The organism is Pseudomonas sp. BF-R-30, from assembly GCF_019956175.1.
GTDB classification, from domain to species: Bacteria; Pseudomonadota; Gammaproteobacteria; order Pseudomonadales; family Pseudomonadaceae; genus Aquipseudomonas; species Aquipseudomonas jessenii.
The window spans coordinates 120,240-144,795 of record NZ_JAHBDE010000076.1; the positions used below are offsets into that span (position 1 = coordinate 120,240).

The 24,556-nt window shown below is 61.2% G+C and carries 18 protein-coding genes; 12 read left to right on the forward strand and 6 right to left on the reverse strand.

The annotated features are described in order from the left end of the window. Positions 1-202 precede the first annotated feature (202 nt). Complete coding sequence (locus KGB20_RS28575; protein WP_008018362.1) at positions 203-979, forward strand: DeoR family transcriptional regulator; 777 nt, start codon at positions 203-205, stop codon at positions 977-979. Position 980: 1 nt separating this feature from the next. After that, on the forward strand, positions 981-2,813 hold the full coding sequence (glmS, locus tag KGB20_RS28580; RefSeq protein ID WP_150812674.1) for a glutamine--fructose-6-phosphate transaminase (isomerizing): 1,833 nt from the start codon (positions 981-983) through the stop codon (positions 2,811-2,813). Positions 2,814-2,859: 46 nt separating this feature from the next. Here glmS and KGB20_RS28585 read toward each other — a convergent pair whose 3' ends face one another. The 4 genes from KGB20_RS28585 to KGB20_RS28600 are packed head-to-tail and all read right to left on the reverse strand — an operon-like array spanning position 2,860 to position 7,642. Then, the gene (locus tag KGB20_RS28585; protein ID WP_150812675.1) at positions 2,860-3,885 is read right to left on the reverse strand and encodes a DUF2955 domain-containing protein; all 1,026 of its coding nucleotides are present in this window, start codon (positions 3,883-3,885) and stop codon (positions 2,860-2,862) included. Continuing rightward, the gene (locus KGB20_RS28590) at positions 3,875-4,993 is read right to left on the reverse strand and encodes an HlyD family secretion protein (RefSeq protein WP_154909743.1); all 1,119 of its coding nucleotides are present in this window, start codon (positions 4,991-4,993) and stop codon (positions 3,875-3,877) included. The genes KGB20_RS28585 and KGB20_RS28590 overlap by 11 nt, the downstream gene beginning before the upstream one ends. Continuing rightward, the gene (locus KGB20_RS28595) at positions 4,986-6,497 is read right to left on the reverse strand and encodes an efflux transporter outer membrane subunit (RefSeq protein ID WP_102669468.1); all 1,512 of its coding nucleotides are present in this window, start codon (positions 6,495-6,497) and stop codon (positions 4,986-4,988) included. The genes KGB20_RS28590 and KGB20_RS28595 overlap by 8 nt, the downstream gene beginning before the upstream one ends. A gap of 14 nt (positions 6,498-6,511) precedes the next feature. Beyond that, positions 6,512-7,642 (reverse strand): AI-2E family transporter, encoded by a 1,131-nt coding sequence (locus KGB20_RS28600; RefSeq protein ID WP_154909745.1) that lies wholly within the window; start codon positions 7,640-7,642, stop codon positions 6,512-6,514. 581 nt (positions 7,643-8,223) lie between these two features. Here KGB20_RS28600 and KGB20_RS28605 point away from each other — a divergent pair. The 5 genes from KGB20_RS28605 (at position 8,224) to KGB20_RS28625 (ending at position 15,477) form a co-directional block, all read left to right on the forward strand. Continuing rightward, the gene (locus tag KGB20_RS28605; protein WP_154860847.1) at positions 8,224-9,126 is read left to right on the forward strand and encodes a LysR family transcriptional regulator; all 903 of its coding nucleotides are present in this window, start codon (positions 8,224-8,226) and stop codon (positions 9,124-9,126) included. Positions 9,127-9,253: 127 nt separating this feature from the next. Next, entirely contained in the window at positions 9,254-9,880 is a 627-nt protein-coding gene (locus KGB20_RS28610; protein WP_057712671.1) for a glutathione S-transferase family protein, read from the forward strand. 63 nt (positions 9,881-9,943) lie between these two features. Then, entirely contained in the window at positions 9,944-11,974 is a 2,031-nt protein-coding gene (locus KGB20_RS28615; RefSeq protein ID WP_154860849.1) for a pyridoxamine 5'-phosphate oxidase family protein, read from the forward strand. 202 nt (positions 11,975-12,176) lie between these two features. After that, positions 12,177-13,373: a DUF3142 domain-containing protein gene (locus KGB20_RS28620; protein ID WP_154909747.1), complete on the forward strand. Its 1,197-nt coding sequence runs from the start codon at positions 12,177-12,179 to the stop codon at positions 13,371-13,373. Next, positions 13,360-15,477, forward strand: a complete 2,118-nt coding sequence (locus KGB20_RS28625) for a hypothetical protein (protein WP_154909748.1) — start codon at positions 13,360-13,362, stop codon at positions 15,475-15,477. The genes KGB20_RS28620 and KGB20_RS28625 overlap by 14 nt, the downstream gene beginning before the upstream one ends. Before the next feature lie 3 nt (positions 15,478-15,480). Here the strand turns inward: KGB20_RS28625 and KGB20_RS28630 are convergent, their stop codons facing one another. Next, positions 15,481-16,110: a LysE family translocator gene (locus KGB20_RS28630; protein WP_154860851.1), complete on the reverse strand. Its 630-nt coding sequence runs from the start codon at positions 16,108-16,110 to the stop codon at positions 15,481-15,483. Positions 16,111-16,255: 145 nt separating this feature from the next. Between KGB20_RS28630 and KGB20_RS28635 the strand changes: the two genes are divergently transcribed. Next, positions 16,256-16,729, forward strand: a complete 474-nt coding sequence (locus KGB20_RS28635) for an Lrp/AsnC family transcriptional regulator (RefSeq protein ID WP_007969928.1) — start codon at positions 16,256-16,258, stop codon at positions 16,727-16,729. A 112-nt stretch (positions 16,730-16,841) separates the two neighbouring features. Here KGB20_RS28635 and lpdA read toward each other — a convergent pair whose 3' ends face one another. Further along, positions 16,842-18,242 (reverse strand): dihydrolipoyl dehydrogenase, encoded by a 1,401-nt coding sequence (lpdA, locus tag KGB20_RS28640; protein WP_057712677.1) that lies wholly within the window; start codon positions 18,240-18,242, stop codon positions 16,842-16,844. A 214-nt stretch (positions 18,243-18,456) separates the two neighbouring features. Between lpdA and hflK (KGB20_RS28645) the strand changes: the two genes are divergently transcribed. Genes hflK (KGB20_RS28645) through KGB20_RS28660 form a run of 4 tightly spaced genes read left to right on the forward strand, consistent with a single transcriptional unit; the run spans position 18,457 to position 24,411 of the window. Then, complete coding sequence (gene hflK / locus KGB20_RS28645) at positions 18,457-20,415, forward strand: protease modulator HflK (protein WP_154909853.1); 1,959 nt, start codon at positions 18,457-18,459, stop codon at positions 20,413-20,415. Beyond that, the gene (hflC, locus tag KGB20_RS28650) at positions 20,412-21,449 is read left to right on the forward strand and encodes a protease modulator HflC (protein WP_154909750.1); all 1,038 of its coding nucleotides are present in this window, start codon (positions 20,412-20,414) and stop codon (positions 21,447-21,449) included. The genes hflK (KGB20_RS28645) and hflC overlap by 4 nt, the downstream gene beginning before the upstream one ends. After that, the gene (gene hflK, locus KGB20_RS28655; protein ID WP_154909752.1) at positions 21,446-22,504 is read left to right on the forward strand and encodes a protease modulator HflK; all 1,059 of its coding nucleotides are present in this window, start codon (positions 21,446-21,448) and stop codon (positions 22,502-22,504) included. The genes hflC and hflK (KGB20_RS28655) overlap by 4 nt, the downstream gene beginning before the upstream one ends. After that, on the forward strand, positions 22,501-24,411 hold the full coding sequence (locus KGB20_RS28660) for a cation-translocating P-type ATPase (RefSeq protein WP_154909754.1): 1,911 nt from the start codon (positions 22,501-22,503) through the stop codon (positions 24,409-24,411). Before hflK (KGB20_RS28655) ends, KGB20_RS28660 begins: the two co-directional genes overlap by 4 nt. Positions 24,412-24,556: the final 145 nt, after the last annotated feature.

The window sequence follows — 24,556 nt, forward strand, 5'->3', positions numbered from 1 at the left end:
CCCTTGTAGGAGCGAGCTTGCTCGCGATGAATTCGAGAGCGGCGCATTTTTCCAGAAAGAATGCATCATCGTTCACGTCCATCGCGAGCAAGCTCGCTCCTACAGGTTATCCACAGCTCTTTTTATCGCATGGTGCTTGACGAAGTTTCGCTGATAGGTTTTGATTGCTTCCGTTATCTTTCGAAACGAAACTTACCAGCTTATGTCGAAGCGCAACACACCTCAGCGCCGTCACAACATCCTCGCCTTGCTCAATGAGCAGGGCGAAGTCAGTGTGGATGAGTTGGCCAAGCGTTTCGAAACGTCGGAAGTTACGATTCGCAAGGATCTGGCGGCGCTTGAAAGCAATGGCCTGTTGCTGCGTCGTTACGGTGGGGCGATCACCATGCCTCAGGAACTGGTCGCCGATCTTGGTCAGCCGGTTTCCAAGTACAAGCAAGCCATCGCCCGTGCCGCCGTCGCGCGGATTCGCGAGCATGCTCGGATCATTATCGACAGTGGCAGTACCACCGCCTCCATGATCCCGGAACTCGGACAGCAACCCGGCCTGGTGGTGATGACCAACTCGCTGCATGTCGCCAATGCCCTGAGCGAACTTGAGCACGAACCGGTGCTGTTGATGACCGGTGGTACCTGGGATCCGCATTCCGAGTCCTTTCAGGGGCAGGTTGCCGAGCAGGTACTACGCTCCTACGATTTCGACCAGCTGTTTATCGGCGCCGATGGCATCGATCTGGTTCGCGGTACAACCACCTTCAACGAACTGCTCGGGCTGAGCCGGGTCATGGCCGAAGTCGCCCGCGAAGTGGTCGTGATGGTGGAGGCCGACAAGATCGGTCGCAAGATTCCAAACCTGGAGCTGCCCTGGAGCAGCGTCCATACCCTTATTACCGATGAACGCCTGCCACTTGAGGCTCGCGATCAGATTCAGGCCCGCGGCATCACATTGATTTGCGCGGCTGTCAGTCAGGAGAAATAGCATGTGTGGAATTGTCGGCGCAGTCGCAGAACGTAACATCACCGCCATCCTCGTCGAAGGCTTGAAGCGTCTGGAATACCGCGGGTATGACAGTGCCGGCGTTGCGGTCTACACCAACGACGAAAAACTCGAGCGCCTGCGTCGTCCGGGCAAGGTCAGTGAGCTGGAGCAGGCGTTGGCCGCCGAGCCGCTGCTCGGGCGTCTGGGCATTGCCCACACCCGCTGGGCTACTCACGGTGCGCCGTGCGAGCGCAATGCCCACCCGCATTTTTCCGGCGACCTGGCGGTGGTGCATAACGGCATCATCGAAAACCACGAAGCCCTGCGTGAACAACTCAAGGCCCTGGGTTATGTGTTCACCTCGGACACCGACACCGAAGTCATCGCTCACCTGCTGAACCACAAGCTCAAGGATCTGAGCGACCTGACCGTGGCCCTCAAGGCAACTGTCAAAGAGTTGCACGGTGCTTACGGCCTGGCAGTGATCAGCGCTCAGCAACCGGATCGCCTGGTTGCAGCCCGCAGCGGCAGCCCGCTGGTGATCGGCCTGGGCCTGGGGGAAAACTTCCTGGCGTCCGACCAGTTGGCTCTGCGTCAGGTCACCGACCGTTTCATGTACCTGGAAGAAGGCGATATCGCCGAAATCCGCCGCGACAGCGTGCAGATCTGGGACGTTGACGGCAAGGCTGTCGAGCGCGAAGCCGTGCAGTATCGCGACGGCGCCGAAGCCGCTGAAAAGGGCGAGTTCCGCCACTTCATGCTCAAGGAAATCCACGAGCAACCGTCCGTGGTGCAGCGCACCCTGGAAGGTCGCCTGAGCCAGAACCAAGTCCTGGTACAGGCATTCGGCCCACAGGCGGCCGAACTGTTCGCCAAAGTGCGTAACGTACAGATCGTCGCGTGTGGCACCAGCTACCACGCAGGCATGGTCGCGCGTTACTGGCTCGAAGAGCTGGCCGGCATTCCGTGCCAGGTCGAAGTCGCCAGCGAATTCCGCTACCGCAAGGTGGTGGTGCAGCCGGACACCTTGTTCGTGACCATTTCCCAGTCCGGTGAGACAGCCGATACCTTGGCCGCGCTGCGCAACGCCAAGGAACTGGGTTACCTCGCCAGCCTGGCGATCTGCAACGTCGGCATCAGCTCGCTGGTGCGCGAATCCGATCTGACCCTGTTGACCCAGGCCGGTCGCGAAATCGGTGTGGCTTCGACCAAAGCCTTCACCACGCAATTGGTTGGCCTGCTGTTGCTGACACTTTCCCTGGGCCAGGTTCGTGGCACCTTGGCCAAGGGTGTCGAAGCGACGTTGGTCGAAGAGTTGCGTCGTTTGCCGACCCGTCTGGGCGAGGCGCTGGCCATGGACGGCACCGTGGAAAAAATCTCCGAGCTGTTCGCCGAGAAACACCACACGCTGTTCCTCGGCCGTGGCGCGCAGTTCCCGGTGGCGATGGAAGGGGCACTCAAGCTCAAGGAAATCTCCTACATCCACGCTGAAGCCTATCCGGCCGGCGAGCTGAAACACGGCCCGTTGGCGCTTGTGGATAACGACATGCCAGTAGTGACCGTGGCGCCGAACAACGAACTGCTGGAGAAGCTGAAGTCCAACCTGCAGGAAGTCCGCGCCCGCGGTGGCCAGTTGATCGTCTTCGCTGACGAGAAGGCCGGCATGACCAACGGTGAAGGCACTCACGTTGTGCACATGCCGCACATCCACGACATCCTGTCGCCGATTCTCTACACCATCCCGCTGCAACTGCTGTCGTACTACGTTGCCGTACTCAAGGGCACCGACGTTGACCAGCCGCGCAACCTGGCGAAGTCGGTCACTGTGGAATAAGTTATCCACAGGTGAAAAACCCCCTTCTCAGGGGGTTTTTCTTTTTCTAGGAGGTCGTAATTCGACGCTGGCGCCGCGTGTCCAGCAGATGGACCATGACACAGGCGTACAAGGTCACCAGTATGAACAGGCCCATGCGGATGGCGAAGGCGGTGTAGACGTCCTTGCCCGCCGCACTGTCCTGTACCGATTGGCCGAGCAGAATGATCAGGGTCGCCAGGCTGTTGAGCCAGAAACTCGGTGGCTGTCGGGTCAGGGCCAGGCCGTAGAGTTTTCTGGCCGCCAGCAAACCGAACAGCAGCATCCACAGAAAGAACATCCACAGGTTGACGAACAGGCTCAGCGCGCACCAGAAAAGAATTGCCATCAGGCCACCAAGCAGGGTCGAGCCGAGCAACTCCTGGCCGGCGGTGCGGGCGCTGGTCGCGCAGCTTTGTTGGCCGAGGCTGACGGCTTTCATGATGATCGGCAGGTAGCTGGCCGGGTCGATCATGGCCAGCAGGAAAGTCGGCAGTACCACCAGCGTGGCACGTAGCGCCAGCCAACTGCTTTCGGTTGGAGTAAGGCTCGGGCCGGGTTTGGCCGCGGGGGCACTGGCGGGGTCGGGAAACAGCCAATGGCTGATGGTCAGCGTGGTGACGGCCAGGAACAGCCCCTTGACCAGGGCCACGATCACCTCAAGCGCCAGGGCGAATTCAGCGGTTCCGGCCGAACTGATCAAGGTCAGGCCCACCACCAGGAAAGTCGCCACCAGCGGGTTGCCGCCGCGCAGGCCATAACCGAAGGCCAGGAACAGGCACAGTCCGACCAACAGCACACCGCTGAACGGGTAGTAACGCAGCAGGGGAATGAGCAACAGGCCGGTCCCGGTGGTCAGCATAAGGATCAGGATCAGGCCCAGGCTGGCCTTGAACGGCAATGGTCGGTTCATCGCTGCCAGCATCATCAGCGCCAGCATCGGAGAGAGGAACGGGATGGGCAGGGCCAGACCAAAGCTCGCCGCCAGGCACAGCGCCGTGCCGAAGCTCAAGCGCAGGGCGCGCTGAACCCGGGGCGGGCGCTCAATACGCATAGGACATCCAGCTCATCAGGCGCAGGAACAGGCGACCCAGGATATTCAGCGGGTTACTTTCACTCGGAAATGCCATGACTTCGGCCTGCCCGCCGGACCGGATGCCTTGCGGGCTGGTCAACTCACCGGGCTCGAACTCGATGATCACCGGAAAGCGCTGGGCAGGGCGTAGCCAGTCGCGGCTGTTCTCCACTTTCGGCAGGCTACCCGGCTGAGTGCTCTGACCAACTTCGACGCCATAGCCGACGCTGCGCACATGGCCTTTGAAAATTCTCCCCGGCAGGGCGTCGAGGACGATGGACACTGGCGTCCCGGGCTGGACACTTCCCAGATTGTTTTCGGTCATGTCGGCGCTGATCCACACATCGTGGATGGCGATCAGGGTCATCACCGGCGCACCTGCGGAAGCAAACTGGCCGACATCGGTGCGCAGATCGGTGATCAGGCCGGCCGAGCGCGCGTGGACCTTCGTATTGCTCAAGTCCAGCTCGGCTTTTTCAAGGTTGCTGGCGGCGCTGAGCAACTGGGCGTTTTCGTCTTCGTTACCGCCCTGTTGTTCGCGTGCACGTTGCACTTCGGCCTTGGCCGCGGCGACCTGGCTGATGGATTCTTCCAGGGTTGCGCGGGATATCTCCAGACGTCGCAGCGAGATGGTGCCCGGGTCTTCTCTGTACAGGCGTTCAAGCCGCTGGATGTCCTGGCGTGCCTTGAGCTCGTTGGCCTGGGATGCACGCAGCGACGCTTGTTTGGAGTCGACGCCGGCGGTGTTGGCGCCCACCTGGCGACGGGTTGACTCAAGGTCGGCGCGAGCGCGATCGACGGCAATCTGGTACTGCTCCGGGTTGACTTCAAACAGCAATTCGCCAGCCTTTACGTCCTGGTTGTTGCGTACATGCACCTTGGTCACCCGGCCGGATACCTCGGCGGCCACCGGTACAATGAAGGCCTGCACCCGTGCCTGTTGCGTGTAGGGGGTGTAACGGTCGGCCATCAGGTACCAGACCAGGCTCAGGATGATCAGCACCACCACCCAGTTGATCGCTTTTTTCGCAGGGTCGGCGGCAGGTGTCGGGGCTTTCTCGGCGGCCGGTTGTTGGCTGTCAGTCATTGGCACTTTCCTTCGGTTCGTCGAGCAGATCGCCCCAATCGGTCCGTTCTTGCATTTGTTTGCGGGTGGCCGGGTCGATCATCGGCTGGTCGCTGTACCAGCCTCCGCCCAGAGCCTTGTATAGGGCGATCAGGCTGTTGACCGCGGTGCCACGGTTGACCAGGTAGATATCCTGTTGGGCAAACAGGGCCCGCTGGGCATCCAGCACGCGCTGGAAATCGGAATAGCCTTCGCGGTATTGGGCATTGGCCAGGGTCACCGAACGTTCGGCGGCCACCGATGCATCGCTGAGGATCCGGTCGCGCTCCAGTGCCTTGATCAAGCCGGTCGCGGCATCGTCGGCCTCGCGTGCCGCCTGGCGCACGCTGTCCTGGTAGATAACGATCAGTTGCTGCAAGCGCGCATCCTGCACGCGGACGTTGTTGGTGATCCGGCCGTGGTCGAAGATGTCCCAGCGCAAACTAGGGCCGGCCACCATGTCCAAGGTGTTGGATGCACCGCTGAGTGAGCTGGCAGACCAGACGATGCTGCCCAGCAGGCTGATGGAGGGGTACAGGTCAGTCTCGGCCACACCGATCAACGCCGACTGCGCCGCCACTTGCAGTTCGGCAGCACGAACATCGGGGCGCCGCACCAGCAGGTTGGCCGGCACATCCTGCAAGACCGCAGTATCGAGCAGCGGCACTAAGCCGGTGTTGCGATTGAGGTCAGGGATCGAGCCGGGTGGCTGGCCGATCAGGGTGGACAACGCATTGCGCAAGCTCGCCACCTGGCTCTCGAAATCCGGGATGGTACTGAGGGTGCCCAGGTACTGGGTCTTGGCTTGTTGCAGATCAAGTTCGGCTTCGGCCCCGCTGTTGAACAGGCGCTCGGTGATCTCGTAGCTGCGTTTTTGCAATTTGGCGTTACTGCGGGCGATGGCCAGGCGCGCCTCGGCGGTGCGCAAGGCGTAGTAGTTTTGCGCCAGTTGCGCGTGCAACAGCACCAAGGCATTTTCATAGTTGGCCTGGGCGGCAAACCAGGATGCGTCCGCCGACTCGATGGCACGGCTGAAACGCCCCCAGAAATCCAGCTCCCAGCCGATATCGAAACCGGCGCTGTATTGCCAGAAATGCGTGTCCTGAGGGTTGGCGCCGCCCGATTGTCGACGGTTCAGGTACAGGCTGTCGGCGCTGGCCTGCTGCAATTGCGGGTAGCGTCCACTCAGGGCGATACCCAATTGCGCCCGGGACTCCATGACCCGCAGGCCAGCGAGGTGCAGGTCGGCGTTGTGGGCATCGGCTTCGGCCATCAAATGGTCCAGCACCGGGTCGTTGAACACGCGCCACCATTGGCGGCTGTCAGGTTGCGCGCGTTGTTGGCCGGCGACCTCCAGGGCCGGGCTGTTCCAGTGGTCGACCCAGGGCTGGGCCGGCGACTGGAAATCCGGGCCCAGTTGTACGCAGCCCCCCAGGACGACGGTGCCACAGAGCAGAAGCCGGCTGATGCGAGCAGGGCGTGGCATCAAGCGCAAACTCCTCAGACAGGACGCTGATCGTTCAACGCCTCGATCTCGGGTGTCTCGTTCATTAGCTCGACAGACGGTTGGTCCTGGACCCATTGCCAGAACAATTGGTAGCCCACCGCCAGCGCCACCGGCCCGATGAACAAACCGATGAAGCCGCCGCTTACCATGCCGCCCAGGGCACCAATCAGAATCACCGGCATCGGAACATCGACGCCACGACCCAGCATCAACGGTTTGAGAACGTTGTCGGCCATCCCGGCAATCAGGCTGTAGATGCCAAACACGACGGTGGCCAGGCTGGTCCCTTCGGTGGCGAAGACAAAAGCGATCACCGGAAGGGTCACCAGCAGTACCGGCAATTGCATGATCCCCATCAACAGCGCCACCATGGCCAGTAGCCCGGCACCGGGGACACCCATGAGCACGAAGCCCACACCGACCAGCAACATCTGAATGAACGCGATGCCCACTACGCCCTGGGCGACCGCGCGGATGGTTGCAGTGCAGAGCACGGTAATGCGTGGCCCACGCTCTGGTCCGGAAAGGCGCGAGGTGATGGCCAGGGCGCTTCTTTCGCCGTTTTCGCCATAGGCCATGAACACGCCGGCAATGATCAGGGCGCCGATGAACAACAGAAAGCCCACGCCAACATCGGCCATTTTGCCCAACAAGGTCAGGCCAACGGACTTGATGTAAGGCATCAGCTTCATGAGCACGCTGCTCATGTCGGTGGCGGCCTGCATCCAGTAGCCATAGAGCGGCTCGCCTATGAGCGGCAGGGAAGCGATTTTTTCGCTGGGGAGCGGAATCTGCAACGTATCGGACTTGAGAACCGCCAGGGTGCCCTGGACCGATTCACTGATCGAGGTGCCCAGCAGGTAGATCGGTACCATCAGCAAAGCCAGGGCGACCACCACGATCAGGGTGGCGGCACGACCGTCCTTGTTGACCAGCTTGCGCTTGATGAGCGCATGCAGGGGATACAGGGTAATGGCCAGAATCATTGCCCAGAGCATCAGGTTGAGGAAGGGGTGGAAGATCTGGAAGCAGAACAGTACCAGCACCGTAATCAACCCGGCGCGAATCAGTACATCGAGCAAACCACCGGACAGTGCTCTAGCGGAAATATTAGTGCGCAACATTGTCGAACTCCTTGCTGTGTCACACAGGTTAGCCAGGCCGTTGAAGTTCAACTCTTCCCTACTAAGTGAATCCATAAAGCAGGATCGACGGGCAGCCGTCAAAGCGTTAAAAACCGATAACGCCTTACTTTAAGTAGAGAAAACTTCAATGAGGTACCTACCAAAAACCCAATAGGTAACAGGTGGTTTGTAGTATAGGAGCAGTCGTATATTCCGCCTGTTTATACAGGCTGGAATCCTGCTGCAGTTGATGGGGTCCGCTGCGAGCCCTTGACTGAAGCGGTTTGGAAGCTGAACCAATGGTTCTTTTTCTCTACCGGGCATTTGCCATTGCAGCGGGCTGATCAGAATAATTGCCAACAGTCGCACTCGTCGCAAGAAAATAATCGTCATTAATTATCAATAATCCCCGGTCCGCTTTTTGAGGTTTGTGACACGCTTGGTTTTTGCGGTGCAGGCGCTACAGTGCAGTAGCCCATTGATTTACCTGATGGTCTGGCGCCCAACTATGTTGTTGAACATTTGCGCTTAACATTCCGGCCTTCGGTTGCGGTTTATCTATCTGAAATGAGGACAGTCCCATGGACCGCTTCCAGGAAATGCAGGTCTTCGCTGCTGTCGCCAAGGAGCAGGGTTTTTCGGCGGCGGCGCGGGGTTTGGGTCTGTCGGCGGCCAGCGTCACCCGAGCGGTCGCGGCGCTGGAGAAGCGAATAGGCACACAACTGCTCACGCGTACGACGCGCAGCGTTTATTTGAGCGAGGCCGGTCAGCGATATCTGGAGGATTGTCGGAGAATTCTCGCCGAGGTGCAGGAAGCCGAGGACTCGGCAGCGGGCAGCCATATTCATCCCCGTGGGCAACTGACCATCACCGCACCGGTCTTGTTTGGCGAGCTGTTTGTCACGCCGTTGATGGTGAATTATCTGACGCAATTCCCCGAGGTCTGCATCAACGCGCTGTTGGTGGACCGGGTGGTGAGCGTGGTCGAGGAGGGCGTTGATGTGGCCATCCGCATCGGCGAGCTCCCCGACAGCAACCAGCATGCGATCCGCGTGGGCGAGGTGCGGCGGGTGATCTGCGCATCGCCACAGTTTCTGGCCAGCCATGGTCGGCCCAGGCATCCACAGGAACTGGCCCAGGCGCCGATCATTGCGACATCGGCCATAGGCCAGTTGCGGAGTTGGCCATTCATTGAAGACGGTGAAACCTTGAGTGTGCGGGCTGAACCGCGGCTGGTGGTGACGGCGAATCAGGCGGCCATCACGGCAGCCAGTCTGGGGTTGGGATTCACGCGGGTACTGTCTTATCAAGTGGCGAGCAAGGTGGCTGCCGGTGAGCTGGAAATCATTCTGGCGGACTTCGAACTGCCGCCGTTGCCCATCCATGTGGTCTATCAGGGCGGACGTAAAGCGCCGGCCCGGGTGCGCAGTTTTGTTGATTTCGCGGTGAAGACGCTGCGCGAGCATCCGGCGCTCAAGTGTTGAGTTATTTCACCCAATGAAATAATTGATTGCGTTTTTTGGTGATTCTGCTGTTTTGGTTGAAGGTAGAGTATGCACCTCATCGGCGCTGGTCTCTCCTGAACAGCACCACTCACCCGAGGTGTCGACCATGCAAGCGATCAAACTCTACAACTTCCCACGTTCCGGGCACGCTCATCGTGTCGAATTGATGCTGTCCCTGCTGAAACTGCCGACCGAATTGATCTTCGTTGACCTCGCCAAAGGCGAACACAAGCAACCGGCGTTCCTCGCGCTCAATGCTTTCGGTCAGGTACCGGTGATTGATGATCAGGGCGTGGTGTTGGCCGATTCCAACGCGATTCTGGTTTACCTGGCGCAAAAGTACGGCAACGGTCGCTGGCTGCCGGCTGATCCGGTAGGGGCCGCCAAGGTCCAACGCTGGTTGTCGGTGGCGGCAGGTCCGATTGCCTTCGGCCCTGCCCGGGCAAGATTGATTACTGTGTTCGGCGCGCCTTACAACGCTGCAGAAGTGGTTGCCTATGCCCATACCGTGCTCAAGGTAATCGATCACGAATTGGCCGATACGCCGTATCTGGCTGGCACTGATCCGACGATTGCCGACGTCGCCGCCTACAGCTACATCGCCCATGCGCCTGAGGGCAATGTGTCGCTGGACGAGTACACCAACATTCGTGCCTGGCTGGCCCGCATCGAAGCCTTGCCGGGTTTTGTCGGCATGCCGCGCACCGTCGCCGGCCTGCAAAAAACCGCCTGATGCTGGTGGCCCGGTGTTGCCGGGCCGCCCCGTTCTGCGCCACAGGCGCAAGGGAGCAGCCGTATGGACCGTTCACCCTGGCATGCCGGCGAGAAACAATTGCAGGCGCATGTGGGCGTTGCCGAACGAATGGAGGCGTTCGGTCGTAAGGTGATTCGCAGCGAGATGCCGGACCAACACCGCACCTTCTATCAACAATTGCCGTTCATGCTGTACGCAGCGGTGGATGCCGACGGTCATCCCTGGGCCAGTGTCCTTGAAGGCCAGCCCGGTTTCGCACATTCGCCAGAACCTGGCTTGCTGCAATTTCGCAGTCTGCCGGCTTTTGATGATCCCGCGCAGTTGAGCGAAGGCTCGGCCATCGGACTGCTGGGCATCGAGTTGCACACCCGCCGCCGCAACCGCATCAATGGGCATGTCAGTGCCATGACCATGGATGGTTTCGCGGTGACGGTGGACCAGTCCTTCGGCAATTGCCCGCAGTACATTCAGTTGCGCCAGTTTCGCTCGGTGCCGCTGACCGATCCTGCGACCCGTGCCGCCCAGCATTTCGGCGAACTGGATGACGCGACCAAAGCCATGATCGCCGAGGCGGACACCTTTTTCGTTGCCAGTTATGTGGACGTCGACGGTGAGCGCTCGGTGGATGTTTCTCACCGCGGCGGTCAGGCCGGTTTCGTACAGGTGGAAGGCAATCGCCTGACCATTCCGGATTTCGCCGGCAACCTGCATTTCAATACCTTGGGCAACCTGCTGCTCAATCCCCGGGCCGGGTTGTTGTTCATCGATTTCAATACCGGTGATTTGCTGCAACTCAGTGGGCGCACCGAAATCATCCTGGACGGTCCTCAGGTCGAGGCGTTCCAGGGGGCCGAGCGCCTGTGGACGATCGATGTCGAGCAAGTGGTACGTCGTCCGGCTGCCCTGTCGTTGCGCTGGCGCTTCGACGGCGTTTCACCCACCAGTTTGCTCACCGGTACCTGGGAGCAGGCCAAGGCGCGTTTGCAGGCCAAGGCCCTGGGCGATCAGTGGCGGCCGTTGCGGGTGACGCGGATTGAAGCGCAAAGCCACAGCATTCGCTCGCTTTACCTGGAGCCCGCCGACGGAGCGGGGTTGCCACTGTTCCAGGCCGGGCAGCATTTGCCTTTGCGCTTCAACATTGATGGCGATGTGCATATCCGCACGTACAGTTTATCGAGCGCACCGTCCGATGATTTTTTCCGCATCAGCGTGAAGCGTGACGGACGGGTGTCTACGCATTTGCATGAGCAGATTCGTGTCGGCGACCTGCTGGAGGCGCGGGCGCCGCAAGGGCATTTCACCGTGGCGCCCCATGAGCGTCGACCCTTGGTGTTGTTGGCGGCCGGGGTCGGCATCACGCCGCTGTTATCGATGCTGCGGGAAGTGGTTTACCAAGGGTTACGCACCCGCCGTATCCGGCCCACATGGTTCATCCAGAGTTCGCGCACGCTGGCCGACCAGCCATTTCGCCGCGAACTGGATCGCTTGCTCGAGGATGCCGGTGACGCGGTGCGGGTAGTGCGTTTGCTCAGTCAACCGGAAGCCGAGGCGATACAAGGAGAGGACTTCGACCTCAGTGGACGGATCGACGTCGCGCTGCTCAAGGATCTGCTGACAGTCGAGGACTACGATCAGCCGGATTTTGTGGTCTGCGGTCCCGGGAGTTTTACCCAGGCGTTGTACGACGGCTTGCGCGAGTTGGACATTCGCGATTCGCGGATTCACGCCGAAACCTTCGGCCCGTCCACCTTGCGCCGGCGACCGGACCCCGATGCGGTGGTCATCGAACAACCACCAGCCGCCACCACGTCCGTACCCGTGGTGTTCCAGCGTTCGGCCAAGGAGGCGCGCTGGCAGCCAGACGGCGGCAGTTTGCTGGAGTTGGCGGAAAGCCGTGGCCTGCGCCCGGAATTCAGTTGTCGCGGCGGCTCCTGCGGCACCTGCAAAACGCGCTTGATCAGCGGTCAGGTGCATTACCCACTGCCGCCAGCGGAGGTGCCGGATGATGGACAGGTGCTGATTTGCTGTGCGATTCCGGCGCAGGGCGCGCAGCCATTGGTGCTCGATATCTGAAGGACGATTGCAGGCGAACATTGCCCGTCGGTCGATGGCTGAGTAGGGTGGGCAGAGCCCCGGACGTTGTGGGAGCGGGCTTGCTCGCGAATGCAGTGTGTCAGCAACGGTGATGTTGGCTGACACTACGCCTTCGCGAGCAAGCCCGCTCCCACAAGGTTTGTGGTAAAGCCTTTACTGCAGTTCAGGAACAAGCGTTTCCATGGGTTTTTTCATTCGCTCCATTGTCTTGCTGATAGCGCTGGCGCTGACCACCGGTTGCGAAAGACCGGACGCACCGCCGTTGGATCAGCAACTCTACGTCTGGCAACGGCAGTGGACGCCGGCCCACGACGCTGCCCTCAGGGATAGCCGCGCCGACTTTTCGACGTTGCGGGTGCTGGCCTTGCAGGCCTTTCCCAACGCGGGCTGGAGTCGGGCCCGGATTGACCCGGCACTGCTCAAGCGCGATGGCCGGCCGGTGATTGCGGTGATTCGCCTGGATGGGCAGCTCAAGGCGCTGGATCAGGATGAGATCACAGCGCAAATCCGGCAGGTGATCGGCGACTGGCAGGGACAGGGGCTGAACCTCGCCGGGGTGGAAATCGACCACGATGCCGGTAACGCTCGGCTACCGGAGTACCGCCAATTTCTCGCGCATTTGCGCGGAGCCTTGCCGACTTCGCTGGTACTGAGCATCACCGCGTTGCCATCCTGGCTCGACAGTCGCGAACTGCCGGCGCTGTTATCCACAGTCGACAGCAGTGTGTTGCAGGTGCACGCGGTGAGCGATCCGCGTCGTGGCTTGTTCGATGCTGATCAGGCCCGGCAATGGACGAAGGCCTGGAGCCGTATCACGACGAAACCGTTCTATCTGGCGCTGCCGGCCTATGGCGTGGCGTTGCTGCCGTCGGCGGGTGGCGCGCCCGTTGTGGAAAGCGAAGTGACGGTGGAGCGTGAAGGACTGCGTCGGGAATTACTTGCCGACCCTCAGTCATTGCGCACCCTCGGCACCGAGTTGCGTGCCGATCCACCGAAACATCTGGCGGGCCTGATCTGGTTTCGCCTGCCATTGGCCAACGACCGTCGGGCCTGGAGCTTGACCACTTTGCTCGCCGTGGCGCGTGGTGATGTCCTCAACAGTCAATTGAAACTGAAACTCTCGGCCGACAATGGCCTCTATGACATCGGCATCAGCAACCAGGGCAATCTCGACAGCGCCTGGCCCGAACGCCTGACACTGGCGGTCAGCGGTTGTGAGGGGGCCGATGCCTTGGCCGGTTACGCGTTGCAACAGCGTCCGGATCTGCTTACCTTCACCCGCCTGCGTGATGGCCGAATACCGGCTGGCGGACAGCGTGCCGTTGGTTGGGCTCGCTGCGCACACATTGATCAAGGAGGTTCGAATGTTCACCCGTAACTGGCCGCGTCATTTGCTTTGCCTGAGCCTCAGCCTGCCGCTGGGTTCGGCACTGGCCTGCGGCCCGGACTTCCCCATGCGCCTGCTGGATAACCGTGGTCAGTCGCTGGCGGAGCTGCCGGAAGGCAACTTCAGCTTCGAAATCAGTCGCCTCGGCCACGCCATCAACGGGTTGAAGAACGTCACCGCTGGCGTTGACTACTCGGATGTACCTGACGCTGTAGCGCTGCGCGATCAAGCCGAGCAGGCGGGACTTTCCGCCGAACAACAGGTGCTGGTGAAACACTTGCGCAGCCTGACCGATGCCCGCCAGGTCGAAAGCGAGGGCGCGCAACTGCCGCCTGAGCTCAGGTTGTACCTGGCCGGCGCTGTGGCATTTGCCGCGGGTGATCCTGCCTTGGCTGCCGGGTATTTCAAGAAAGTGCTGGCCCTGCCCGCAGAGCAACGGGCCTCACGCAGTACCTGGGCGGCTTACTCGTTGGGTCGAGCGTTGTTCGCCATGAGCGCCGAAGCCAATGCGGCTCCGGATTTGCTCGAACAATCCCGCGACGCCTTCGAGCAAACCCGGCAACTGAGCATCGACGGCTTCAGTGATCCACTGGAACTGGGTGTCGCCAGCCTCGGTGAAGAAGCCCGGGTGGTGCGCACCGCTGGCGACTGGAACCGCGCCATCGAGTTGTACGCCACGCAGAATCTGCACGGCTCCGCGGTGGGCTACACCTCGTTGAAGCTGTTGATGGCGGACCTGATGACGCTGCCGGATGATCAAGTGGCCGAATTGCTCAAGGGCCAGCCAGTGCAGCAATTGGTGACAGCATCGCTGATCAGTCGGTTGGGGTGGTCGTTCGGTGATCAACCGCCCAACGAACAGAAAATGATCAAGCTGCTGCAAAACAGTACCCGTGGCAGTCTCGAAAACGCCGACCGCCTGGCGGCGATGAATTATCAACAGGGTGATTACGCCAGCGCCAAGGCTTTCCTCGAACAGGCTGGCGATGGTGGGTTGGCCTGGTGGCTGCGGGCAAAACTGGCGGTGCGTGAGGGCGATAAGAGCGCGGCCGCCGCAGCCTATGCCAAAGCGGCGCAGGCCTTCCCGCAGAATGAATCCTGGGGCGAGCGCCGCACACCGGACTTCGATTACGAAACACTCCAGCCCAAATGCCGGGTCGAGGGTGAAAGTGCGATCCTGGCCCTGCAACGCGGGGATTACCTGCAAGCCTTCGATCAGCTGTATCGCAGCCAGAGCATTTACTGGTTCGACGCCGCCACCGTTGCCGAGCGCGTGTTGACCCTCGAAGAACTCAAGCACTACGTAGACACTCAAGTGCCGGCCCCGCCGCCGCTCAGCCAGCAGGACCGCGACAACTATGTGCCCTTGCCGGTGGCGGCGAGTCTGCGCAATCTGCTGGGCCGGCGGCTGTTGCGCGAGGGGCATTACGAGCAGGCGTCGGCGTACTTCGACAATGACGGCTTGCGGCACAAGGCAAAACTGTATGGCGAGCAACGTCTGGCGGCTGATTCAGCCTGGTGGCCGACCCGTCGTGCCGCTGCTCTGTTCAATGCGGCCTGGACGGCACGCGAGTGGGGCATGGACATTCTGGGCTATGAAATGGCGCCGGATTACGCCACGTTCGGCGGTAACTACATTCTCGAAAACACCGAACTCAAGGTCGGTCCTTTGGTGGCCGAGGACGAAGTGAAGCGCCAGCAGGCCAGCGCTGCCCAGCCTGATCAGCGTTATCACTATCGCTTCGTGGCCACCGCGCTGGCGAGCAAGGCGGCGGATAACTTGCCTCACACCAGTCAGGCGTTTGCGGCGGTGCTGTGCGAGGCGTCGGGGTGGAACAGCAGCCTCGAAGAGCAAAGTGCGATATATCAGCGTTATGTCAAAGAAGGGCCTTACGTGGAATGGGCCGCCGATTTCGGCCACCAGTGCCCGTACCCCGACTTCGAAAACGCCGACAAACGCTACGTGACCCAAGTGACCGACGCTGCGCGTTCGGCCTTGCGCCCGTACAAGATGCCGTTACAGGTTGGTAGCGTAGTGGCGTTCGCGGTAGCCGCGCTGTTGATGTTCAAACGTTGCCGCCGCAAGGCGCAGTGAGGTTCAAGCCTGTTGCACAAAGGTCAGCCGCACGGCGAAACCGATCAACAGGCTGCCGAACAACCATTGTTGCAGGCGCTGGGCTGAGGGGCTGCGTTGCAGCCAACGGCCGAGTGCGGCGCCTACCAGGGCGTATGCGCTGTCGAACAGCAACCCGACACTAACCAGCACCACGCCCAAGGTCGCAAATTGCCCGAGCACCGGCCCAGACTGTGGGTCGATGAATTGCGGTAGCAGCACCGAGCAAAACAGCAGTGCCTTGGGATTGAGCAGGTTGGTCAGCAGTCCGCGTCGGATGGCTGCGCCCCAGCGCGGTTTTTCGCCGGTTGGGTCGGCGCTGGTGAGGCTCGGCAGCATCGTGGTTCGCAGGCACTGAATGCCGATCCACAGCAGGTACGCGGCACCGGCCAGGCGTACCACGTCGAACGTCCAGGGCGCAGCCTTGAACAGTGCCGCCAGCCCCAGCGCCGCCAATGCCACATGGCAACCCCGGGCAATGCCCAGGCCCACGGCCGTGGCCAGAGCAGCGCCTTTGCCTTGGCGGGCACCGGTCTGCAACAGCAGGATCATGTCGGGCCCCGGCAACAGGTAGACCACCGCCAGTGCCATGAAAAACAGCCAGAGACCTTGCATGTTGCACCCCATTCGTTGTCGATTTGGTCGTGCCAGTCTAGGGCTGAAGGGCGGGGCAGGTGCTTGCGTTGTCAGCTTCTATCGGGTCATGTATTGGCATAATCTGCCACTTCATCAAGCTTGAACCATCAGGATCTGCCAAACCATGAAACTCGACGCCTACGACCGCAAGATTCTCGCCGCACTGCAACGGGATGGCCGCCTGAGCAATGTGCAACTGGCAGACGAGATCGGCCTGTCGGCATCGCCTTGCTTGCGCCGGGTGCGGATGCTTGAAGAGGCGGGGGTGATTCGCGGCTACCAGGCCAATCTGGATCGCGACGAAGTGGGGTTGGGGCTGACGGTGTTTGTCGGGGTCAAGGTCGAGCGTCATAACGATGAGCAAGCCGAAGCCTTTCGACTGGCGGTGACGGCATTGCCGGAGGTGATTTCGGCGTTTCTGGTATCAGGTGAGTCGGATTTTCTGCTGCAGGTAGTGGTGCCGGACTTGCGTGCCTATGACCGGTTTCTCACCGGGCGTTTGCTGAAGTTGCCGGGGGTGAGCGACATCCGCAGCAACTTTGCGATTCACACGGTGAAGGCGCCGGGGGCGTTGCCGTTGGAGCATTTGCCTCTTTAAACCGAGTCGCCTGCCTTCGCGAGCAAGCCCGCTCCCACAGGTACAGCGCAATCCTTGTGGGAGCGGGCTTGCTCGCGAAGGCGATAAATCAGTCACTGCAACTCTTCAAGTCTTACATCTGCGTCGCCATCCCCTCCACATTCATCGCCGCCTGGCGCAAGGCCTCTGAACGGGTCGGATGTGGGTGGCAGGTCAGGGCGATGTCTTCGGCCGAGGCGCTGAACTCCATGGCCACGCAATACTCGCCAATCATTTCACTGACGCTCGGGCCAACCAGATGCACGCCGAGGACTTCGTCCGTGCGTTCATCGGCCAGCACTTTGGCGAAGCCTTCGGTCTCGTGGTTGATCTTCGCCCGGCTGTTGGCGGTAAAGGGAAACTTGCCGACCTTGTACGCCCGGCCTTCAGCCTTGAGCTGCTCTTCGGTCTTGCCGACGCTGGCCAGCTCCGGTTTGGTGTAGACCACACTGGGGATCAGGTTGTAATTGACCTCGCCAGCCTTGCCGACCATCTGCTCGACGCAGGCCATGGCTTCGTCCTCGGCCTTGTGGGCGAGCATGGGGCCGGACGTCACGTCACCAATCACCCAGACCCCGACGGCTTCGGTGCGATGTCCTTTGTTGGCGAGCATGCCGCGCTTGTCCGTGGCGAGGCCGACGTTCTCCAGGCCCAGACCCTGTGTATAAGGTCGGCGCCCGATGGCCACCAATACGTAATCCGCTTCCAGTAGCTCGGCGGCACCGCCTGCGGCAGGCTCGATGCTGAGCTGCACGCCGGTGGCGGAGGTGGTGGCGCTGGTCACTTTTGAACTCAATTTGAAACTCAAGCCTTGCTTGCTCAGGGAGCGCTGCAGGGTTTTGCCGGCTTCGATGTCCACACCGGGGCAGATCCGGTCGAGAAACTCGACCACCGTTACCTGCGCACCAAGGCGCCGCCATACCGAACCAAGCTCCAGGCCGATCACGCCGGCACCAATCACCACCAGATGCTTGGGCACCTCGGTCAGCGCCAGGGCACCGGTGGAGTCGAGGATGCGTTTGTTATCGATATCCACGCCGGGTAGGGGCGTAGGCTCGGAACCGGTGGCGATGATGATGTCCCTGGCGCTCAGTTCGGTCTTGCCGCCGGCGCTATCGGTCACCGTGACTTTGCCCGGCCCGTCGATGTGGCCCCATCCTCTGATCCAGTCGACCTTGTTCTTACGGAAAAGAAACTCGATGCCCTTGGTCAGCCCGGTAACGCTTTCATCCTTTTGCTTCATCATCTGGTTGAGGTTGAGCACGGGTTTGACTTCGATCCCCAGATTGGCGAATTCCGCGCCCTTGGCCGCGTCGTACAGTTCGGAGGCATGCAGCAACGCCTTGGATGGCATGCAACCGACGTTCAGGCAGGTGCCGCCGAGTGTGGCGCGTCCTTCCACGCAGGCAGCTTTCAGACCCAGTTGTCCGGCGCGGATCGCCGCGTTGTAACCGCCGGGGCCACCGCCGAGTATCACGACGTCATAAGTGCTCATGGATGTACTCCTGGATCGAATGGGGAAGGGATGGGTAAAAGTAGTTCCTGAGTAAAATTACGAACGTAATATGTGCGTTCTGCCGCATTTCGGTCAAGGCTTCAGCCAAGCGACAGGTTGGGCATCTTTAGATAGCGCGCTCGAGTACGAAAATTTCACCATTTTCGTTATATCGTAACGAATTGCCATGCAAGCGAAGACACTCTGGGGTGGTATGCAAGTCGATCTCGATGTTGATGAAACGCCGTTAGCCGGGTTGCCGCGCTTTCAGCAGGCGTTCATTCAAGGGCGGCGTTTGCGCCAGTTCGCCATCGGTGCGGGCGTGCTCGCGACAGTAGGTGTGCTGCTGGCGTTTTTTGCCGTGTTGTTTTCCTCGCAAACACTGTGGCCAACATTGCTGCTGAACCTGAGCATGGCGTTTGTCGTATTGATGGCGGGTTTGCAATCGGCCTGGTGGGTGGCCCAGTGGCGTGCCCGCGCCATGAACCCCGTGGGGAAGGTGATTGCTGTCGACGAATCTGTCGCGCCTTCGGGGTGGTATGAGCGTTTGCTGGACCGGATCAGCCTGCAATCGCAGCACCTGCTAGGGCAAATCGGCGCGCCAACGCTGTGGCTTGGTGGCTGGGGATTGTTGGCGGTATTGGGCGTCGAACAGGCCTGGAACCTCACACTGCCCCCGGCAGCACTGGGGCTGGCAGCCAATGTCGGGGCAGCGTGCTTCTTGCTGTTGGCGTTTGGCCTGTTGGTGATGGAGCGTCATCTGGCGCAGGAAAACAGCGCGAAATGGCCTGAAGCCGCTACGTTGGCGCAATTGATCCGTGTGGCGATCATCAGCCTGGCGCTCGGTGCTTTTTGTCTGTTGTTTGCCGATGAAACCTCGGTATGGCCCGTACACCTGGCGGTGTTGATTGGACTGCTGCCGGGGCTGGTGGCGGCAGAACTGTTGCTGCGCGCGGTGTTGTCATTGTTCAGCCCGCGCCGTGAACGTCTTGAACCAGAGCTACTGGCGCGCAGTTTTATCGCTGACATGTTGCGCTGGCCACCACAGCCATTGCTGGCGTTGCAGCACGAATTGCATAACCGCTTCGGCATCGACCTGCGGCAGATCTGGGCCTTCACTTACATGCGTCGGGCCTTCCTGCCGGTGTTGGCGGTGGTTGCACTTGTTGGCTGGTCGCTGACCGGCATTCACGAAATTGCCCTGCAAGAGCGTGGCATCTACGAACGATTCGGTAAGCCAGTGGAGGTGTTTGGCCCAGGTTTGCATATGGGGTTGCCTTGGCCATTGGGCCGGGTGTTGAGCGTCGAGAATGGCGTGGTACACGAGTTGGCCACCAGTGTTGGCGAAACCACGCCCCCTACTCAGGCAGACCCCGCTGAAGGCCCGGCCCCGGCAGTTGCCAATCGTCTGTGGGACGCCAGCCATGTGAACGACAAGTCCCAGGTGATCGCCAGCAGCCGAGCCGACAAGCAGAGCTTTCAGATCGTCAACATGGACGTACGCTTCGTCTATCGCATTGGTCTGAGCGATGAGGCGGCGTTGGCTGCGACCTATAACAGTGCCGATGTACCGATGTTGATTCGCAGCACCGCCAGCCGAATCCTGGTTCACGACTTCGCCTCGCGCACTCTCGACGGATTGCTTGGCGAGGACAGGGTAGGGCTGGCTGAAGAGATCGGCCGCGCGGTTCAGGCGGACCTGCAAAAACTCGACAGCGGCGTGGAAATTCTCGCCACGGTGGTCGAGGCGATTCACCCCCCGGCCGGAGCAGCCAACGCCTATCACGGCGTGCAAGCGGCGCAGATTGGCGCGCAAGCCTTGATCGCCCGTGAACGTGGTGCCGCTGCTGAAGCTACCAATCAGGCGCAGTTGCAGGCCAGCATCGCCCGCGATCAGGCGACGGCCAGCGCCCGCGAAATCAATGCTGGCGCTCAGGCAGCGGACCTGAAATTCAACGCCGAACAGAAAGCCTATGCCAGCGCCGGTCAGGCCTTTGTGCTGGAACAGTATTTCAGCCAGCTATCCCAGGGTTTGGCCAATGCTAGATTGCTGGTTCTCGATCATCGTCTGGGCGGCAGCAGCAATGCGCCGACTATCGACCTCCGTACGTTCACGCTGCCGGTTGACCCTGCGCCGTCGCGTAAAACCGCTCAGCCAGGAGCTGCCAATTGAGCCAGTCCCATACTCACGATCACGATGACCACGCCGGCCACGATCACGGCCATGGCGGGCACCATCACCACGGCCATCATCATCACGGCGATCCGCAGGAGGCCGGTCCATTCCCATGGCGTCGGATGGGGTGGGCGGCATTGCTGGTGGCGTTTGCGGTCGCTGCCGCGAGCCTGGTGCAGGTGCGCTCGGGTGAGGCCACGGTGATCACGCGCTTCGGCAACCCCTCACGGGTCTTGCTGGAGCCGGGACTGGGCTGGCGCTGGCCGGCACCGTTCGAAGCAGCGATCCCTGTGGATCTGCGGCTGCGTACCACGTCGAGCGGTTTGCAGGATGTCGGCACGCGGGACGGTCTGCGCATCATCGTTCAAGCCTATGTCGCGTGGCAGGTGCAGGGCGATCCGGACAATGTGCAACGTTTCATGCGGGCGGTGCAGAACCAGCCCGATGAAGCCGCGCGGCAGATTCGCACCTTTGTCGGCTCCGCGCTGGAAACCACCGCCAGCAGTTTTGATCTGGCGAACCTGGTCAATACAGATGCCAGCCAGGTACGCATCGCCGATTTCGAAACACAACTGCGCAAGCAAATAGATCAGCAGTTGCTCACCACTTATGGTGTGCGCGTGTTGCAGGTCGGTATCGAGCGATTGACGCTGCCTTCGGTGACGCTCACCGCGACGGTCGACCGGATGCGTGCCGAGCGCGAAACCATCGCTACTGAGCGCACGGCCGTCGGCAAGCGTGAAGCCGCGCAAATTCGTTCCGCCGCCGAGCGTGATGCGCGAATTGTGCAGGCCGATGCCACGGTGAAAGCAGCAGATATCGAAGCGCAATCGCGCGTCGAAGCGGCGCAGATTTATGGCCGCGCCTACGCGCAATCGCCGCAGCTCTACAACCTGCTGCGCTCGCTCGACACCTTGGGCACGGTGGTGACGCCAGGAACCAAGCTGATTCTGCGTACCGACGCCGCACCGTTCCGGGTGTTGGTTGACGGTCCGCCGAGCTTCGACAACAAGTCCGGATCGCAGCCATGAGTTTGGTTCCACGTGGAACAAATGAGTTGAGCAGCCCCTGGATTCAGGCCGGGCGCTTGGCGTTTCTCGCCCTCTACGCGGTGACGGTGTTGGCGGCATTGGCGTGGGCGTTTTCCAATGTGCGGCAGATTGATCCGCAGAATCGCGCAGTGGTTTTGCATTTCGGCGCGCTGGATCGCATTCAGAATGCCGGGCTGTTATTGGCCTGGCCACAACCGTTCGAGCAGGTGATTTTGTTGCCGGCGGCGGATCGGGTGATCGAGCGCCGAGTGGAAGGCTTGTTGCGCAGTGGTGCCGCGATGCAGGCAGATCGCGTGGCCAGTTTTGCCACACCCATCAGCGATGCCCTCGCAGGTTCCGGCTATCTGTTAACGGGGGATGCCGGAGTGGTGCAACTCGATGTGCGGGTTTTCTACAAAGTCACCGAGCCCTATGCATTCGTGCTTCAAGGCGAACACGTGTTGCCGGCACTGGATCGTCTGGTGACCCGCAGTGCGGTCGCGCTCACGGCCGCACGGGATCTGGACACTATCCTGGTCGCTCGTCCGGAATTGATCGGCGCTGATAGCCAGGCGGCGGAACGGCGCGAGCGCTTGCGTGGCGATCTGGTGCAGGGCATCAATCAACGGCTGGCCGAACTCACCGCAACGGGGCAGGGCTTGGGGATCGAAGTGGCGCGGGTCGATGTGCAATCGAGTCTGCCCAGCCCTGCGGTGAACGCTTTCAACGCGGTACTGACGGCCAGCCAGCAAGCCGATAAGGCCGTCGCCAATGCACGCACCGAAGCCGAGAAGTTGACGCAGACCGCCAACGAGCAAGCCGACCGTACGCTACAAGTGGCCCATGCCCAGGCGAGCGAACGACTGGCCAAAGCCTCGGCAGATACCGCCACAGTATTGAGCCTGGCCAAGGCTCAGCAGCAGGGGACTGACCCGCAAATGCTGCTGCGCATTTATCGCGAGCGGATGCCGAAAATTCTCGGCCAGGCTGGCTCGGTCACGACTGTCGATCCCAAAGACGATTCCCGCCTGATCATTCAGGGACCTGCACAATGACTGCTCAAACAACCGCTGCACCGAGCCTGTTGTCATCGGCCGAACAGCGCCGCGCCGCGCGCCAGTTGACCCTGGCCATGCTCGCGTTGGGCCTGCTCGCGCTGGGCTTGATCTGGCGTTGGCTGGCGCCGGAGCAGACTGGTGTCAGTCAACTGCTGCTGGGTTTTGCCTCGTTGCTGGTCGCCGTTCCGGTCATGCGTTCAGCCTGGTACAGCCTGCGCTATCCAAGCCTGCACGGCATCACCGATCAATTGATTGCCCTGGCCATGCTGGGTGCCTGGGCCACCGGGGATCTGCTGACGGCGGCCCTGTTGCCGATCATCATGATCTTCGGGCACGTGCTGGAGGAGCGCAGCGTGATCGGTTCCCAAGAGGCGATTCACGCCCTCGGCAAACTGACCCGCAGCCACGCGCGCAAGGTTCAGGCGGACGGCTCCATCATCGAAGTCGACAACGGTACGCTCAAGGCGGGCGACCTGGTCGAGGTCCGTGCCGGGGACAGGGTGCCCGCGGATGGCCGGGTGTTGTCCGGCCAGGCCAGCCTGGACACCGCCTCCATTACCGGCGAATCGGTACCGATGGAGGCGGGCGTCGGCATGTCGGTGTTCGGCGGCGCGATCAACCTCGACGGTCTGCTACGGATCGAAGTGACCCGCATCGGCCAGGAATCGACCCTCGGCAAAGTCATCGCTCTGATGCAAAACGCCGAGCGCTCGAAACCGCCGATCACTCGTCTGCTGGAGCGTTACGCGGGCAGCTATATGGTGCTGGTGTTGCTGCTGGCGGCGGTGACCTGGTTCATCACCAACAACGCTCAAGCGATGCTCGCGGTGTTGGTGGCGGCCTGTCCTTGTGCGCTGGTGTTGTCGGCGCCGGCCACGGCGATTGCCGGGGTGGCGGTAGCGGCACGCCACGGGATTCTGATTCGCAGTTCTGCGTTCCTTGAAGAGTTGGCGGACCTGACTTCGCTGGTGGTCGACAAGACCGGGACGCTGACCTTCGGCACCTTGCGGCTGCAATCCATCGACAGTCCGCTGGAGGATCGCAGTCATCTCCTGACGCTCGCCGCCAGCCTTGGCTCGGCCAGCAGTCATCCGGTCAGTCGTGCTCTCGCGGGGTTGGTGACCCAGGAGCATTTCCTGCTGCTTACTGACATCCATGAGCGCCAGGGCCTGGGCGTGGTGGCGATGACCGGGCAGGGCGAAGCGGCGCTCGGCCGGCCGGAGCTGTTCGCGCAACTGGGCATCAGTACAACGGAGGTTCCCGATCACGACGGTCCGATTGCCGGGCTGGCGCTCAACGGTGAATTTCTCGCCTGGTTGTTGTTGGCCGACAGCGTCAAACCCGAGGCGCAATTTGCCTTGGGTGAGTTGCGCGACCTCGGGTTGGGTCGCCAGGTGTTGCTCACCGGTGACCGGCACAGCGTCGCACAAACGCTCGCCCGGGATGTCGGGATCAGTGATGTCGAAGCGCAGGCACTGCCCGAAGACAAACTGAAGCGTGTGCTCAAGGAAATCGACAGCGGTTTCCGGCCGATGGTGGTCGGTGATGGGATCAACGATTCCCTGGCCCTCAAGGCTGGCGTGGTGGGTGTCGCCATGGGCGCGGGCGGTGCGGACATCGCCTTGGCATCGGCGGATATCGTGCTGATCGGCAGTGACCTGCGCCGCCTCGGTACTTGCGTGCGCCTGAGTCGTCAGTGCCGCCAAACGTTACAGGTGAATGTGATCATCGGGCTAGGCTGGACCCTGGCGATCGTGGCCTTCGCCGCGTTCGGCTGGCTTGGCGCTGCCGGGGCGATGATTGCGGCGTTGCTGCACAACCTCAGCACCTTGCTGGTGTTGGGCAATGCCGGTCGTTTGCTGCGGTTCCAGGAGCCACTGCTCAAGCTCAAGGATGAAGCCTGAAGGCGAATGCTCTAAACCGGGCAATCACGGGGGGCTTCAACTTTTTAGAACTGTGCGCCCGGTTCGTAGTCTTTGAAGATGAGGGCACATCATTTTGTGCGTTCGCGGCGGCCGGTTCTGGCGTCGCGAATCATTGAAAACGGCT

Bases quoted from the DNA above. Each gene is read 5' to 3' on its own strand.
- KGB20_RS28600 (WP_154909745.1), bottom strand. From the start codon at position 7,642: ATGTTGCGCACTAATATTTCCGCTAGAGCACTGTCCGGTGGTTTGCTC.
- KGB20_RS28585 (WP_150812675.1), bottom strand. From the start codon at position 3,885: ATGCGTATTGAGCGCCCGCCCCGGGTTCAGCGCGCCCTGCGCTTGAGC.
- KGB20_RS28625 (WP_154909748.1), top strand. From the start codon at position 13,360: ATGTTCACCCGTAACTGGCCGCGTCATTTGCTTTGCCTGAGCCTCAGC.
- KGB20_RS28605 (WP_154860847.1), top strand. From the start codon at position 8,224: ATGGACCGCTTCCAGGAAATGCAGGTCTTCGCTGCTGTCGCCAAGGAG.
- KGB20_RS28590 (WP_154909743.1), bottom strand. From the start codon at position 4,993: ATGACTGACAGCCAACAACCGGCCGCCGAGAAAGCCCCGACACCTGCC.
- KGB20_RS28615 (WP_154860849.1), top strand. From the start codon at position 9,944: ATGGACCGTTCACCCTGGCATGCCGGCGAGAAACAATTGCAGGCGCAT.
- glmS (WP_150812674.1), top strand. From the start codon at position 981: ATGTGTGGAATTGTCGGCGCAGTCGCAGAACGTAACATCACCGCCATC.
- KGB20_RS28660 (WP_154909754.1), top strand. From the start codon at position 22,501: ATGACTGCTCAAACAACCGCTGCACCGAGCCTGTTGTCATCGGCCGAA.
- KGB20_RS28575 (WP_008018362.1), top strand. From the start codon at position 203: ATGTCGAAGCGCAACACACCTCAGCGCCGTCACAACATCCTCGCCTTG.
- lpdA (WP_057712677.1), bottom strand. From the start codon at position 18,242: ATGAGCACTTATGACGTCGTGATACTCGGCGGTGGCCCCGGCGGTTAC.
- KGB20_RS28635 (WP_007969928.1), top strand. From the start codon at position 16,256: ATGAAACTCGACGCCTACGACCGCAAGATTCTCGCCGCACTGCAACGG.
- hflK (WP_154909853.1), top strand. From the start codon at position 18,457: ATGCAAGTCGATCTCGATGTTGATGAAACGCCGTTAGCCGGGTTGCCG.
- KGB20_RS28610 (WP_057712671.1), top strand. From the start codon at position 9,254: ATGCAAGCGATCAAACTCTACAACTTCCCACGTTCCGGGCACGCTCAT.
- KGB20_RS28595 (WP_102669468.1), bottom strand. From the start codon at position 6,497: ATGCCACGCCCTGCTCGCATCAGCCGGCTTCTGCTCTGTGGCACCGTC.
- hflK (WP_154909752.1), top strand. From the start codon at position 21,446: ATGAGTTTGGTTCCACGTGGAACAAATGAGTTGAGCAGCCCCTGGATT.
- KGB20_RS28620 (WP_154909747.1), top strand. From the start codon at position 12,177: ATGGGTTTTTTCATTCGCTCCATTGTCTTGCTGATAGCGCTGGCGCTG.
- KGB20_RS28630 (WP_154860851.1), bottom strand. From the start codon at position 16,110: ATGCAAGGTCTCTGGCTGTTTTTCATGGCACTGGCGGTGGTCTACCTG.